Consider the following 14,954-nt stretch of genomic DNA (forward strand, 5'->3'; position numbering starts at 1 on the left):
GCGTCGATACGACTTTCGCCTGCGGTGCGAAGGGCTGCTCCTATGCACGAGCAGCCCACTCTGCCTCTAACCTGGAGATGATGATGTCCGACGTGTTGTCCCACGAATTGTTGCAGAAGATGGACGCCTATTGGCGCGCTTCGAACTACCTGTCGGTCGGACAGATCTATCTTCAGGACAATCCGCTGCTCGACCAGAAGCTGCAGCTCGAACACATCAAGCCGCGCCTGCTTGGACATTGGGGCACCACGCCCGGCCTCAATCTGCTCTACGTGCATCTCAACAGGCTGATCACCGAGCACGATCTCGACATGATCTACATCATCGGTCCCGGCCACGGCGGGCCGGGTCTGGTCGCGCACGCCTATCTGGAAGGCACCTACACCGAGCGCTATCCGGCGATCGAGCGCAGCCGCAACGGCATGCAGCGACTGTTCCGACAGTTTTCATGGCCGCACGGCGTGCCGAGTCACGTTTCGCCGGAAACGCCCGGCTCGATCCACGAAGGCGGCGAACTCGGCTACTCGCTGGCGCACGCCTATGGCGCCGCGTTCGACAATCCGAATCTGATCGTCGCCTGCGTGGTCGGCGACGGCGAGGCGGAGACCGGCGCGCTGGCGACGAGCTGGCATTCCAACAAGTTTCTCAATCCCGCCCGCGACGGCGCGGTGCTGCCGATCCTGCATCTGAACGGCTACAAGATCGCCAATCCGACGGTGCTGGCGCGGATCACGCCGCAGGAACTGACCGATCTGATGCGAGGCTACGGCTACGAGCCGCACTTCGTCGAAGGCGACGATCCGGTGCTTGTCCACCAGACGCTGGCCGCGACGCTGGAACGCGTACTCGGCGACATCAAGGCGATTCAGGACAAGGCCCGCAATCACGGCGCCACCGAGCGGCCGCGCTGGCCGATGATCGTGCTGCGGACGCCGAAGGGCTGGACCGGACCCAAGCAGGTCGACGGCAAGCCGGTGGAGGGCACCTGGCGGGCCCATCAGGTGCCGATCGCAGATTTCAAGACCGCCGAGCATCTGACGCAGCTCGAAGACTGGATGCGCAGCTATCGCCCCGAGGAGCTGTTCGACGAAACCGGCAAGTTGCGCGACGAATTGCAGGCGCTGGCGCCGACCGGCCGCCGCCGCATGAGTGCCAACCCGCACGCCAATGGCGGCGAACTCCTGGAGCCTTTGTCGCTGCCGGATTTCCACGACTACGCGGTGACGGTTGCGGCGCCCGGCGCGCTGAAGGCCGAGGCGACGCGGGTGCTCGGCAGCTTCCTGCGCGACGTGATGAAGAACAGCCTCGACAGCCAGAATTTCCGGCTGTTCGGCCCTGACGAGACAGCGTCGAACCGGCTGGATGCGGTGCTGCAAGTCTCGCCGAAGGAGTGGATGGCGGCGATCGAGGACGTCGATGTCGATCTCGGCCCCGACGGTCGGGTGATGGAAGTGCTCAGCGAGCATCTGTGCCAGGGCTGGCTCGAAGGCTATCTGCTGACCGGCCGCCACGGTTTCTTCTCGTGCTACGAGGCGTTCATCCACATCGTCGATTCGATGTTCAACCAGCACGCCAAGTGGCTGAAGGCGTGCGCCACGATTCCGTGGCGGAAGCCGATCGCGTCGCTAAACTATCTGCTGACCTCGCACGTCTGGCGCCAGGACCACAACGGCTTTTCCCACCAGGATCCCGGCTTCATCGATCACGTCGCCAACAAGAAGTCGAACGTGGTGCGGATCTATCTGCCGCCGGACGCGAACTGCCTGCTGTCGGTGGCCGACCACTGCCTGCGCAGCCGCAACTACGTCAACCTGATCGTGGCCGGCAAGCAGCCGGAGTGGCAGTGGCTCGATATCGACGCCGCTGTGCGTCACTGCACCGCCGGCGCCGGCATCTGGAAATGGGCCAGCAACGACGATGGCGATCCCGACGTGGTGATGGCCTGCGCCGGCGACGTGCCGACGGTCGAGACGCTCGCGGCCGTGATGCTGCTGCGCGAATACGTCCCCGATATCCGCATCCGGGTCGTCAACGTCGTCGACCTGATGGTGCTGCAGCCGAGCTCCGAACATCCGCACGGCATGGACGATCGCCGCTTCGACGAACTGTTCACCACCGACAAGCCGGTGATCTTCGCCTTCCACGGCTATCCCTGGCTGATCCACCGGCTGACCTACCGCCGCCGCAACCACGTCAACATCCATGTCCGCGGCTACAAGGAGGAGGGCACCACCACCACGCCGTTCGACATGGTGGTGCTGAACGATCTCGATCGTTATCGGCTGGCGCTCGACGCGATCCTGCGCATCCCCCGGCTCGCCGGCCAGCGCGACGCCGCGACGTCGCGCTACTGGGCGACGATGCAGCGGCACAAGCTGTATATCGGCGAGCACGGCGACGATCTGCCGGAGGTTCGCGACTGGCGCTGGTCGATCTGATCCGGTCGCGACCGAGGGCCGGCGCGATCCGAACAATTGCGCCGGTTCGGTCAACGCCGCGTCAACCACCTGCGCATCCGACTGCGCGTTCGGCGGCGCGGTGTGCGATCGAATTAACCTCTGGTTGCACGAACCTCGATACTGCTCGGCGGCCGATTGACGGGGAGCCGAGCGATGCGCAGCGAAGAACGGACCGATCTGGCGCAAGCCGGACCAAACGCCGACCGCGTGCTCGGGCTGCTCGACCTGCTGGTGGTCGACGATGACCTGGTGCAGCGCATGCTGATCGCCGGCGCAGCCGAAAAGGCCGGCTACGCAGTCACTCATGCGGCGACCTGCGCCGAGGGTATCGCGCTGATCCGCGACAAGCATTTCGACTGCGTCACGCTCGATCTGAAGCTCGACGACGGCGATGGTGCCGACGTGATGCGGGCGATGGCGGCGGCGAAATACGAAGGGCCGATGATCGTGATCAGCGGTATGAACTCGCAGCATCGCCGCGCTTCGCGCGATCTCGCCAAGTCGCTCGGCATGGAACTGTTGCAGAGTTTCCCCAAGCCGATCGATCTCGCCGCACTCCGCATCTCGCTCGCCAATCTGCGCAGCACCGTGGCCGGGTTGCCGATCGTGCATTCCTGGGGCGAGGTGCGCGGCCCCCGGTTCGAACGCAATAGCTGAAGCTGCGGCGTGCATCCGTGCGCCGTCTGAATTGCGGTGCGCGACCCTCAAACGTCGTCTTTCGACTTAAGTCTGACCGTTTACTCGATTCACGATCGCGCTTCACTGATTGCGTCGCCCCGATAGCGAACTTCTCGCCCAAAATCGGCAAATCACGCGGTTTTTCAGACAGTTTTACGAATAGGATAGATTTGGCTTTCTATCCTCGGAATCTTCCCAAGTAACGACCCATCCCTTGGGCAGCGTGCGTACTTCCGTTTCCTCGGTGCGATCCGGTGGAGCGTCGGCGAGTGGCGTACCTTGGAGATATTGAATGTTGATTATCATTCTAAAGTCGAATCCCGGTGAGGATTCCGTTGGTGCTCGAGTAGCCGACCGGAGGATGTTTCGCCGTGGCGGCGAATGTCTGAAATTGGCCTGAACGCCAGCGAGGCAAAGCGGGGCTGTCGCTTTCCGAAAGGTTCACGCGTCGATTGTAGCACCGCGCCCGAGCAGCGGTCGTCGTGCTCCCGAAGCCCGGCATCGGCCGGATGACCTGCAACGAAGCAGCCTGCGCCCGGTCTCGGTATGGCTGCGAAATCGAACAAATACGATCACGTCAGGCGAGCCCACCGGCTCGGAGCTGTTTGGAGTCTGAAATGCGCAAGAACTTGCCCGTCACCAGCGACGAGTACGTACTCGAAGATGGCACGTTGATCGTTTCGAAGACCGACGTCAAAGGCAAGCTGACCTATTTCAACGAACAGTTCGTCGCGGCGTCCGGTTTCAGCGAACAGGAATTGATGGGGCAGCCGCACAACATCGTGCGTCATCCCGACATGCCGGCCGAAGCGTTCCAGAACCTGTGGGACACGCTGAAGGCCGGACGGCCCTGGGTCGGCGCGGTGAAGAACCGGCGTAAGAACGGCGGCTTCTATTGGGTGCTCGCCAGCGCCACGCCGCTGTGGGAGAACGGCGAGGTGACCGGCTACATGTCGGTGCGGACCAAGCTGCCGGCCGATCAGCGCGCGGAGGCGGAGCGCGTCTACGCGCTGCTCGCGGCCAACAAAGCCCACGGCTACAAGATCGACGACGGCATCATCCGCCGGCGGTCGTGGCTGGACAAGTTTTCCGTCTTCACGCGGACGCTGAAGGCGCGGCTGACCACGCTGGTGACGGTGCAGGCGGTGCTGTTGATAGCCGTCGGCGCGGTCGGACTGTGGTCGACCCGCGACGCCAACCTGCGGCTGAGCACGATGTTCGGCCACCGCGTCGTGCCGCTGGAACAGCTCTACGTCATCAACGATCGGATGCTCGACAACGCGATGGCGCTGAGCGGCGCCGCGCTGCTCGCCAAGGCCGGACAGCAGGTGCCGGATCTGACCCAGCGGATCGAGGCCAACTCCAAGACCCTGCTCAAGACCATCGCCGATTATCTCGCCGCGGATTTGAGCCCGGAGGAGCGGCGGCTGGCGGACTCGTTCGTCGAGCGCCGTCGCGCCTATGGCGAGCAGGCGACCCGTCCCGGCCTGCAATTGCTGCGGGAAGGCAAAATCGACGAGCTCAGCGCGCTGGTGACCGGAAAAGGAAAGCAACTCTACGACCTCGCCAAGGCCGACCTCGACGGGCTGGTGGTGATCCAGACGCGGGTGGCGAAGGCCGAGTACGAGGCCGGTCAGATTCAGTATGCCATGCTGTGGGCGATCTCGCTGGCCCTGCTGACGCTCGGGCTGCTGCTCGGTATCCTGAACGGCCGCTTCACGATGCGCGCGATCACGGTGCCGATCGGCCGGCTGAACGCCGCGATGTCCAATATCGCCCACAACAAGTTCGACAGCCGCATCGTCATCGATCGCGACGACGAAATCGGGGTCGCGCTGCGCAACATCCAGGCGATGCAGAACCAGCTCTACTTCACCCGCGAGGAAGAGAAGGATGCCGCTGGCAGGATGGCGCTGCAGCGCAAGTTCGACATGCAGCGGCTGGCGAACGAGTTCGAAGCCGCCGTCGGCGAGATCATCGAGACCGTATCGTCGGCGTCGACCGAACTCGAAGCCTCGGCCGGCACGCTGACTTCGACGGCGGAGCGGTCGCAGGGGCTGACGGTTGCCGTGGCCGCGGCGTCCGAGCAGGCCGCCTCCAACGTGCAGTCGGTGGCGTCGGCGACCGAGCAGATGTCGTCCTCGGTCAGCGAGATCAGCCGCCAGGTGCAGGAGTCGGCACGGATCGCGGTCGAGTCCGTCAGCCAGGCGCGGCACACCAATGATCGGGTCGGCGAACTGTCGGAGGCCGCGGCGCGGATCGGTGCGGTGGTCGAACTGATCAACAACATCGCCGGCCAGACCAACCTGCTGGCCCTCAATGCGACGATCGAGGCGGCGCGGGCCGGCGAGGCCGGACGCGGCTTCGCGGTGGTCGCGCAGGAAGTGAAGGCGCTCGCCGAGCAGACCGCGAAGGCGACCGGCGATATCAGTCAGCAGATCGCCGGCATCCAGGCCGGGACCGAGGAGTCGGTCGCTGCGATCCGGCAGATCGGCGTCACCATCGACCGGATGGCGGAGATCGCCTCCACGGTCGCGTCAGCGGTCGAGCAGCAGGGCGCCGCGACCCAGGAAATCGCCCGGAACGTTCAGCAGGCTGCGCACGGCACGATGGAGGTGAGTTCGAACGTCGCCAGCGTGCAGCAGGGGGCGGCGGAGACCGGCTCGGCGGCTTCGCAGGTGCTGTCGGCGGCGCGGGCATTGTCCCAGGACAGTAACCGGTTGAAGGCCGAAGTCAGTCGTTTCCTCGACACGGTCCGGGCAGCCTGAGCGATGTCGGCTTCGCTCCGATACGGGGGCGCGCTGCCGACTTCGTACTCCTACGTGCCGCAAAATTAACGAGAGCGTAGGCGACGGCCGGATATGGCTGGCAATGGACATAAATTCCGCTTCCGGAGCGGATGACCGCGACTTTGCGGCCACCGGAAGTTCAGGCAAGAGGCGTAACGCGTATGGACGATCTTCTTCGTGAGTTTTTGACGGAGACTTTCGAGAGCCTGGACACGGTCGACAACCAGTTGGTCCGTTTCGAGCAGGAGCCGAACAACGCGAAGATATTGGACAATATTTTCCGTCTTGTTCACACCATCAAGGGGACCTGCGGTTTTCTGGGGTTGCCGCGGCTGGAAGCGCTTGCGCATGCGGCCGAGACGTTGATGGGCAAATTCCGGGACGGGATGCCGGTGACGGGTGAGGCGGTGACGCTGATCCTGACCACGATCGACCGGATCAAGGACATTCTCACGCAGCTCGAGGCGACCCAGGCCGAGCCCGAGGGCGAGGACGGCGACCTGATCGGTGAGCTGGAGCGGCTGTCGATGCGGACGGCGGAGGAGATCGCGGCCGAGCTCGGCGGCGCTGTGCCGGAGGTGGTTGCGGACGTAGAGGTCATGGAGGCCGAAGCGCCGGCGACTGAGGCGGTGGCGGATGCGGCCACCGAGGGCACGCTGGTGGCGCAGACGCTGGAGCGTCCGCTGCGGCCGGGCGAGGTGTCGCTGGACGAGCTGGAGCGGGCCTTCCGCGAGACCGCGATCGAAGTCGAGGCGCCGCCGCTGCAGCCGGCCGTGAGCGAGGCTCCGGCCGTCGTCGAGGCCGCGCAGCCCGAGCCGAAGCCGGCCGCCAAGCCGAAGGCCGCCAAGCCGGCGGCCAAGAAGTCCGGCGGCGACGGCGAGGGCGCTGCCGAAGGCGGCGGGGGCGGCGGGGTCGCCAACCAGTCGATCCGCGTCAACGTCGATACCCTCGAACATCTGATGACGATGGTGTCGGAGCTGGTGCTGACCCGCAACCAGCTTCTGGAGATCAGCCGCCGCCACGAGGACAACGAGTTCAAGGTGCCGCTGCAGCGGCTGTCGACGGTGACGGCCGAGCTGCAGGACGGGGTGATGAAGACCCGGATGCAGCCGATCGGCAACGCCTGGCAGAAGCTGCCGCGGATCGTGCGCGATCTGGCGGGCGAACTCGGCAAGCAGATCGAGCTGGAGATGCACGGCGCCGACACCGAGCTCGACCGCCAGGTGCTCGACCTGATCAAGGATCCGCTCACCCACATGGTGCGCAACTCCGCCGACCACGGCCTGGAGCGGCCGGAGGAGCGGGTCCGGAACGGCAAGCCCGAGCAGGGCACGATCCGATTGAGCGCCTATCACGAGGGCGGCCACATCGTGATCTGCATCGCCGACAACGGTCGCGGGCTCGACACCGAGCGGATCAAGGCCAAGGCCTTGGCCAACGGTCTGGTCACCGAGGTCGAACTCGAGAAGATGACCGAGGCGCAGATCCACAAGTTCATCTTCGCGCCGGGGTTCTCGACCGCCGCCGCCGTCACCTCGGTGTCCGGCCGCGGGGTGGGCATGGACGTGGTGCGCACCAATATCGACCAGATCGGCGGCACGATCGAGGTGAAGTCGGTCGCGGGCGAAGGCTCGGCGATCACCATCAAGATCCCGCTGACGCTTGCGATCGTCTCGGCGCTGATCGTGGAAGCCGGCGGCGACCGGTTTGCGATCCCGCAGCTCGCGGTGGTCGAACTGGTGCGGGCGCGGGCCAACTCCGAGCACCGCATCGAGCGGATCAAGGACACCCCGGTTCTCAGGTTGCGCGACAAGCTGCTGCCGCTGATCCATCTGAAGAAGCTGCTCGGCATCGACGAGGGCACCAACAGCGAGCCGGAGAACGGCTTCATCGTGGTGACGCAGGTCGGCAGCCAGACCTTCGGCATCGTGGTGGACGGCGTGTTCCACACCGAAGAAATCGTGGTCAAGCCGATGTCGACCAAGCTGCGTCACATCGGGATGTTCTCGGGCAACACCATCCTGGGCGACGGCGCGGTGATCATGATCGTCGATCCCAATGGCATTGCGCAGGCGCTCGGCACCGCGGTGTCGGCGCAGCACGACATCTCCGACCAGGCGGCGGCGAGCCGCAACGCCTCGGCCGAACAGCTCACCTCGCTGCTGGTGTTCCGCGCCGGCTCGAGCCAGCCGAAGGCGGTGCCGCTGTCGCTGGTGACGCGTCTGGAAGAGATCGCCTCCGACAAGATCGAGATGTCGAACGGCCGCTACATGGTGCAGTACCGCGACCAGTTGATGCCTTTGGTGCTGATGGAAGGCGTCGAGGTGGCCTCCAGCGGGGTGCAGCCGATCCTGGTGTTCGCCGACGAGGACCGGTCGATGGGCCTGGTGGTCGACGAGATCGTCGACATCGTCGAGGAGCATCTGCACATCCAGGTCGGTTCCAGCCGCGAGGGTATTCTCGGCTCTGCGGTGATCAAGGGCCAGGCGACCGAAGTGATCGACGTCGCGCACTTCCTCCCCATGGCGTTCTCCGACTGGCTGGCGCGCAAGGAGATGCGGCAGACGATGACCACCCGCTCGGTGCTCTTGGTCGACGACAGTGCGTTCTTCCGCAACATGCTGGGTCCGGTGCTGAAGGCGGCGGGCTACAAGGTGCGGGTCGCGACCTCGGCGGTCGAGGGTCTTGCGGTGCTGCGCTCGGGCGCGCAGTTCGACGTGATCCTGACCGACATCGAGATGCCGGAGATGAACGGCTTCGAGTTCGCCGAGGCGATCCGCGCCGACACCAAGATGTCGAACCTGCCGGTGATCGCGCTGAGCTCGCTGGTGTCGCCGGGTGCGATCGAACGCGGACGTCAGGCCGGTCTTACCGACTACATCGCCAAGTTCGACCGTCCGGGCCTGATCGCGGCGCTGAAGGAGCAGACCACGGTGCATGCGGTGCCGGAAGTGCTGGAGCAGGCGGCATGAGCGAGACCAGGAAGGACACCCCCGCGATGACCCGCGCCATCGACGCGATCAGCGGCAACACCACCCAGTTCGCCACCGCGATGATCGGCGGGCAGTTGTTCGGGCTGCCGATCAGCCGGGTGCAGGACGTGTTCATGCCGGAACGGCTGACCCGGGTGCCGCTGGCGCCGGACGACGTCGCCGGCGTGCTCAACCTGCGCGGCCGGATCGTCACCGCGATCGACATGCGGGCCCGTCTCGGCCTGCCCAGGAACCAGGACGGCAAGCCGCCGATGGCGATGGGCGTCGACCTGCGCGGCGAATCCTACGGCCTCCTGATCGACTCCATCGGCGAAGTGCTGACCCTGCCCGACGAGGGCCGCGAGACCAACCCGGTCAACCTCGATCCCCGCATGGCATCCTTCGCCAACGGCGTCCACCGCCTCGACGGACAGCTCATGGTCGTCCTCGACGTCGACAAAGTACTCGAAATCGCAACCCAACGTATGGCTGCATGACGTAGCGCGCCGACCAGATCATCGCCCTCGAAGAACCCCGGGAAGGAACGCATGACACCGCTCGATTACGAGTACCTTCAGAAGCTGCTCAAGGACCGTTCCGGCCTGGTGTTGTCGGCTGATAAAAAGTACCTGCTCGAGAGCCGGTTGCTGCCGCTCGCCCGCAAGGCGGGTGTGCCGGGCATCACCGATCTGGTGCAGAAGATGAAGGCCGGATCGGACTCGTTGATCAACGACGTGGTCGAAGCGATGACCACCAACGAGACGTTCTTCTTCCGCGACAAGACGCCGTTCGATCACTTCAAGGACAGCGTGATCCCCGAGCTGATCAAGGCGCGCGCAGGTCGCAAATCGCTGCGGATCTGGTGCGCGGCGTCGTCGACCGGCCAGGAACCGTATTCGCTGGCGATGCTGCTCAAGGAGAAGGCCGCCGAACTCGCCGGCTGGCGCATCGAGATCATCGCCACCGATTTGTCGCCGGAAGTGCTGGAGAAGTGCAAGGCGGGACTCTACACCCAGTTCGAGGTTCAGCGCGGCCTGCCGATCCAGCTTCTGGTGAAATACTTCAAACAGGTCGGAACGATGTGGCAGCTCAATGCCGATGTGCGCTCGATGGTGCAGTTTCGGCAGTTCAACCTGCTCCAGGACTTCACCGCGCTCGGCAAATTCGACGTGATCTTCTGCCGCAACGTGCTGATCTATTTCGACCAGCCGACCAAGTCCGACATCTTCAACCGGCTGATGCGCGTCAACGAGCCGGACGGTTACCTGTTTCTCGGTGCGGCCGAGACCGTGGTCGGCCTCACCGATTCCTACCGGATCTGCCCGAAACGACGCGGCGTGTATCTGCCGAATACCGCGGCCGCATCGGCGCCTCCGAGCTTCGCGGCCGGCGGATTGAAAGCCGGGGCCCTGACCGGGCGATAGAGGAGAACGCCGTGGCGTCCGAAAGCAGCGGACCGGAGCGAGTGTCGTTCGGACGCGGCTACAACGTCTGGATCATGGGCATCGACGGCACCTGGCGACGCAATTGCGTGCTCAAGGCGGTGTCCGCCGTGGATGCCGAACTCGAACTCGAAGGATCTATCGAGGGATTGAACCTCAAGGAGTTCTTCCTCCTGCTGTCGTCGACAGGTCTCGCATATCGCCGCTGCGAACTGATCCGAGTCAACGGATCGGAAATCGACGTCCGGTTTCTCAGCACCCGCAACAAGAGCGTCAAACCGGCCAGCCGCGACGACCGCATGGCGTGACGCATCCGCGAAAATTGCGACGAATTCGGTAAGAGACTGCTGACTCATTCTTCGACGTCGCGCGTATTGGACCTCCTGCAAACCCTTCTTTCAACGGTCGAGTGATAGGTTTGGTTCGCGTGCTGGTTGGGGCGGTCCCATGGTTCGGGAAGAAGGCGCGGCCGGTGCGCGACGAAGACGCGCTCACGACAAGCGGCCTTGCGGCTGCGTCTCACGGAACCGAAGCGTTCGATCAGCTCGAAGTAGGCACGGCAATGATGGATCCAGCCAAACAAGGTCCGGCGGTCGACGTCCTCGTCGTCGACGACGATCCAGTCCAGGGGGCGATCGTCAGCGGAGTCTGTACCAAGCTCGGTTACCGTCCGCATTTCGCCTCGTCCTACCATCAAGCCGCCGAGCGGCTCGCGATCGGGCGGTTCGACTACGTCACCATCGATCTGTCGCTGGGCGATCACGACGGTATCGAGCTGTTGCGGTTGATCGCCGCGAGCGACGTCAAGCCGCGACGTATCATCGTAATCAGTGGCTGCGAGGAGCGAATTCTCAGCGCCACGGTCCGGATGGCTCATGCGGTCGGCATGCTCGACACCGTGTCGCTGCCGAAGCCGATCGATCTGGCGCTGCTGCGCGGCGCGCTGGCGGCGATGCCGGAGGCGGCCGCGTCTCGGCGCCGGGTCGACACGCGAGGATCTGAAATCACGATTGACGATCTCCGTCGCGGCATCGACAACGGCGAGTTCTACGCCGCTTTTCAGCCGAAGATCGACCTGGCGACCGGCAACGTCACCGGCTGCGAAGCGTTGGCGCGCTGGGACAGTGCGGCCTTCGGTCCGGTCGGACCGGATCTGTTCATTCCGCTCGCCGAGCAGGGCGGGTTGATCAGGGCGATGACGCTGCGGATGCTGCGCGACTCGATGGCGTTCGCCGCCGCGTTTCTCGACACCGAGCCGAAATTCGTGGTGGCGGTGAATCTGTCGGCGTCCCTGCTGTCCGACACCTCGCTTCCGGAGGAAGTCGAGCGCCTGCTCGTCGAGATCGGCGTGCCGGCGCGTTCGCTGATGATCGAAGTCACCGAGACCACCGCGATGGCCGATGTCGGTCGCGCCATGGACGTGCTGCTGCGGCTTCGCCTCAAGGGCATCGGCATTTCGATGGACGATTTCGGCACCGGCTATTCGTCTTTGTCGGCGCTGGCGCGAATGCCGTTCAGTGAGCTGAAGATCGATCGCTCGTTCGTCAAGGACTGCCTGACCGACGCCGACATGTGGAAAATCGTGTCGTCCTCGGTGGCGATCGCGCATCAGTACAACATGAAGGTCGTGGCGGAGGGCATCGAGGATGCCGCGACCTGGCAGGCCCTCGACGCGCTCGGCTGCGATATCGGCCAGGGCTTCGAATTCTCGCGGGCGCTGCGCCGGGATGCTTTCGTCGAATGGTATCGGGACTGGACGGCGCGTCACCCGTCGGCGCCACGAACCGCCGCTCGTCAGACTGCCAGCTCGACCGGGTGATCGTCGCCGGCCGGTGTGTGCCGCGCCGCCGCGAACGCGGCTTTGATCTGCCCGGTCAGGGCCGCGTAGTCGGACTGCGACAGATGCGGAGCGGCCTGCTCCAGCTCGCGGGCCAGCGCAGATAGCCGGTCGAGCCCGAAAGTGGCCGCGGCGCTCTTCAGCGAATGCGCCTCGCGTTCGATGCGGCGGCGCTCGGCGGCGATATCGAGGGTCTCGAACAGCGCGATGCGGGCTTCGGTGTCCCGCGCGAACACCGTTAACACCGCCAGGGTGGCGTCTCGTCCGATTTCCTCGACCAGATGATCGAACGCCTTGCGGCCGACATAAAGCCGGCCAGCACCCTCGCGGTCCGGCGGCGCCTCGGTCTGTCCGCTCCGGTGCTCCGCCACGGGAGGGGTGCTCTGCGCCGATGGCGGCACGAGCCGGGGTGACGGTATCGCAGCTCCGGCCGGAAGCGGCGGCAGCGCTCGCAGGATCGCATCGATCAGCGCCTTCTTGCGGACCGGCTTGGCGACGTGATCGTTCATGCCGGCAGCGCGGCAGGCGGCGGCATCCTCGGCGAAGGCGTTGGCGGTGAAGGCGATGATCGGCACCGCGGCGAGCGGCCCGCCCTGGGCGCGGATCACGCGGGTGGCGTCGAGCCCGTCCATTTCCGGCATCCGCACGTCCATCAGCACCACGTCGTAGCTGAACCGGGTCGCGGCGGTCACCGCCTCGGTGCCGTCGCAGGCGGTGTTGGTCTGGACGCGGAATTCGCCGAGCATCTGCGCCGCGATCGCGCGGTTGGTCGGATTGTCGTCGACCACCAGGATTCGGAGCGGCCGTCCAGCGGCCTCGATCCGGGCGCGGAATTGCGCATAGACGTCCTGGTCTTCCTGCTCGGGCGGTGCGACTTCGTCGGCGATCGGCAGCGTCAGCGAGAAGTGGAATTCCGAGCCGCGGCCCGGCGCAGAGCTGACGCCGATCTGACCGCCCATCTGTTCGATCAGCCGTTTGCTGATGGCGAGCCCGAGGCCCGATCCGCCGAACCGCCGGCTGATCGAACTGTCGGCCTGGACGAAATCCTTGAACAGCGAGTCGATCTTGTCGGCGGCAATTCCGATGCCGGTGTCGGTGACGGTCCACCGCATCCTGGCTGTGGTCGAATCCTGCGAAAGGCATTCTGTGGTGATCACGATCTCACCGGCCGCCGTGAACTTCACCGCGTTGGAGATCAGATTGAGCAGCACCTGCCGGATGCGGCCGGCGTCGCCGGTCAGCGCTTGGGGAATGTCGCCGCGGGTCTGCTGGCGGACGGTCAGACCCTTGGCGACGGCGCGCGGCCCGATCACGCTCAGCGTATTGTCGACGACGCTACGCGGGGCGAACGGAATCGGCTCGAGGCTGAGCCGGCCGGCTTCCAGCTTGGAGAAGTCGAGAATGTCGTCGAGGATCTGCAACAGGTTGTCGCCGGCGTCGTGAATGCCGGTCACAGCCTGACGCTGCTCGGCGTCGAGGCGGGTGTCCAGCAGGTTGGTGGCGAGACCGATCACCGCGTTCATCGGGGTGCGGATCTCGTGGCTCATCATCGCCACGAAGCTGGATTTGGCGGCGCTCGCCGCTTCGGCGGCCTCGGCATAGAGATGCTGCTTGCCCCACCAGCGCGCGATCGCGACGCTGCCGGTGATGATCACCAGCGCGCTGATCAGCGACATTGCGATCATCAGGGCCGCCATGTCCTGCCAGCTCTGCAACGCGGTCTCTTCCGGCTGGGTGACCCGCACCACGATCGGATAGTTCGGCAGCATCCGGGTGGCGCCGAGCCGCTTGTTCGCGACCGCCGCCTCGCGGTGGCGGGCGCCCGCCGCGAGCGCGAGGCGGCCGGCCTCGGTCACGACGGTGCCGATCTTGTCGGATCGCGGATAGCTGACCAGCAACACGCCGTCGGAGCGCACCAGGGAAATCTCGGTTCCGGGCCCCGGCGACGTCGCGGCGAAGAAATTTTCGAAATACTTCACCGAGATCGCACCGAGCAGCAGGCCGATGAACCCGCCGTTCGATTCGTTCAGGCGATGCGCCAGATAGATGTTCCAGGTGCTGGAACCGCGGTTCCTGGCCGGCGCGCTGATGAAACTCACCAGGGAAGGGTCGCCGCTGAGCGCTTTGAAGTAATCGCGGTCGGAGATGTCGACGTCCGGGATCGGCCAATAGCGCGAGAAATTGATCAGCTTGCCGGCCTCGTCGATCATAGTCACGGCTTCGACCTGCGGCATGCCGGTGATCTTCTCGCTGAGAAGCGAATGAGCGCTCTGCTGAGACATCAGCCGTCGATACGAGGAGCTGTCGGTGACGCCGGCGCGTGCGACGTAGTCGCGGATGCTCGACAGCAGCAGGTCGACCGATTTGAACGACCGGTCGGCTTCCTCCGCCAGCGTCAGCGTATAGCGCTCCAGACTGGTTTCTGCGGTTCTCAGCGTGCTTTCACGCAGATTGCCGAGGAAGATCAAATTGGTGCCGACGATGGTGGCGATCAGGGCCACCGTCGTGACGCGCAAGGCCACCAGCGAACGCTTTAGATTGGGGCGGGGCGACGGAAGCATCGGACGCTGGGCTCCGGATCAGCCACGAGAGAGTGGGGCGAAGGAGCGTCGCACGCCGGCGGCGCGGTCGCCAGCCTGTTGCATCGCGGTCGCCGGGCCGAGGTTATCCCCGCGGACACCGCCGCATCGCCAGCGCTTGCTTGCTCGAATCCGGTTCCTAATGATAATGCGAAACTTCGTGGATCCAGATGGAGATGCCGGGCTGATACCCCGCGC

At 65.1% G+C, this 14,954-nt stretch carries 9 protein-coding genes; 8 read left to right on the top strand and 1 reads right to left on the bottom strand.

Features of this window, described 5'->3' with window-relative positions; translation table 11 throughout:
• Positions 1 to 83: 83 nt before the first annotated feature.
• From FLL57_RS04280 to FLL57_RS04315, 8 genes are all read left to right on the top strand, one after another.
• The gene (locus FLL57_RS04280; RefSeq protein ID WP_142882227.1) at positions 84 to 2,438 is read left to right on the top strand and encodes a phosphoketolase family protein; all 2,355 of its coding nucleotides are present in this window, start codon (positions 84 to 86) and stop codon (positions 2,436 to 2,438) included.
• Between the two features lie 174 nt (positions 2,439 to 2,612).
• Positions 2,613 to 3,116: a response regulator gene (locus FLL57_RS04285; protein WP_013503516.1), complete on the top strand. Its 504-nt coding sequence runs from the start codon at positions 2,613 to 2,615 to the stop codon at positions 3,114 to 3,116.
• A gap of 638 nt (positions 3,117 to 3,754) precedes the next feature.
• On the top strand, positions 3,755 to 5,905 hold the full coding sequence (locus FLL57_RS04290) for a methyl-accepting chemotaxis protein (protein ID WP_142882228.1): 2,151 nt from the start codon (positions 3,755 to 3,757) through the stop codon (positions 5,903 to 5,905).
• A gap of 182 nt (positions 5,906 to 6,087) precedes the next feature.
• On the top strand, positions 6,088 to 8,898 hold the full coding sequence (locus FLL57_RS04295) for a hybrid sensor histidine kinase/response regulator (protein ID WP_142882210.1): 2,811 nt from the start codon (positions 6,088 to 6,090) through the stop codon (positions 8,896 to 8,898).
• Between the two features lie 26 nt (positions 8,899 to 8,924).
• Positions 8,925 to 9,395 (top strand): chemotaxis protein CheW, encoded by a 471-nt coding sequence (locus FLL57_RS04300; RefSeq protein WP_185966212.1) that lies wholly within the window; start codon positions 8,925 to 8,927, stop codon positions 9,393 to 9,395.
• Between the two features lie 51 nt (positions 9,396 to 9,446).
• The gene (locus FLL57_RS04305) at positions 9,447 to 10,322 is read left to right on the top strand and encodes a CheR family methyltransferase (RefSeq protein ID WP_142882229.1); all 876 of its coding nucleotides are present in this window, start codon (positions 9,447 to 9,449) and stop codon (positions 10,320 to 10,322) included.
• 11 nt (positions 10,323 to 10,333) lie between these two features.
• Positions 10,334 to 10,648: a hypothetical protein gene (locus tag FLL57_RS04310; protein WP_047309139.1), complete on the top strand. Its 315-nt coding sequence runs from the start codon at positions 10,334 to 10,336 to the stop codon at positions 10,646 to 10,648.
• 257 nt (positions 10,649 to 10,905) lie between these two features.
• Positions 10,906 to 12,159, top strand: coding sequence for an EAL domain-containing response regulator (locus tag FLL57_RS04315; RefSeq protein WP_235677208.1), 1,254 nt, complete (start codon positions 10,906 to 10,908; stop codon positions 12,157 to 12,159).
• Here the strand turns inward: FLL57_RS04315 and FLL57_RS04320 are convergent.
• Complete coding sequence (locus tag FLL57_RS04320; RefSeq protein ID WP_142882230.1) at positions 12,135 to 14,738, bottom strand: hybrid sensor histidine kinase/response regulator; 2,604 nt, start codon at positions 14,736 to 14,738, stop codon at positions 12,135 to 12,137. The two genes, FLL57_RS04315 and FLL57_RS04320, sit on opposite strands and share 25 nt — an antisense overlap.
• Positions 14,739 to 14,954: the final 216 nt, after the last annotated feature.

This window comes from Rhodopseudomonas palustris (genome assembly GCF_007005445.1).
GTDB classification, from domain to species: domain Bacteria; phylum Pseudomonadota; class Alphaproteobacteria; order Rhizobiales; family Xanthobacteraceae; genus Rhodopseudomonas; species Rhodopseudomonas palustris_G.

Excerpts from the sequence above, each read along its gene's own strand:
- FLL57_RS04300 (WP_185966212.1), top strand. The coding sequence starts at position 8,925 with ATGACCCGCGCCATCGACGCGATCAGCGGCAACACCACCCAGTTCGCC.
- FLL57_RS04305 (WP_142882229.1), top strand. The coding sequence starts at position 9,447 with ATGACACCGCTCGATTACGAGTACCTTCAGAAGCTGCTCAAGGACCGT.
- FLL57_RS04285 (WP_013503516.1), top strand. The coding sequence starts at position 2,613 with ATGCGCAGCGAAGAACGGACCGATCTGGCGCAAGCCGGACCAAACGCC.
- FLL57_RS04290 (WP_142882228.1), top strand. The coding sequence starts at position 3,755 with ATGCGCAAGAACTTGCCCGTCACCAGCGACGAGTACGTACTCGAAGAT.
- FLL57_RS04320 (WP_142882230.1), bottom strand. The coding sequence starts at position 14,738 with ATGCTTCCGTCGCCCCGCCCCAATCTAAAGCGTTCGCTGGTGGCCTTG.
- FLL57_RS04280 (WP_142882227.1), top strand. The coding sequence starts at position 84 with ATGTCCGACGTGTTGTCCCACGAATTGTTGCAGAAGATGGACGCCTAT.
- FLL57_RS04295 (WP_142882210.1), top strand. The coding sequence starts at position 6,088 with ATGGACGATCTTCTTCGTGAGTTTTTGACGGAGACTTTCGAGAGCCTG.
- FLL57_RS04315 (WP_235677208.1), top strand. The coding sequence starts at position 10,906 with ATGGATCCAGCCAAACAAGGTCCGGCGGTCGACGTCCTCGTCGTCGAC.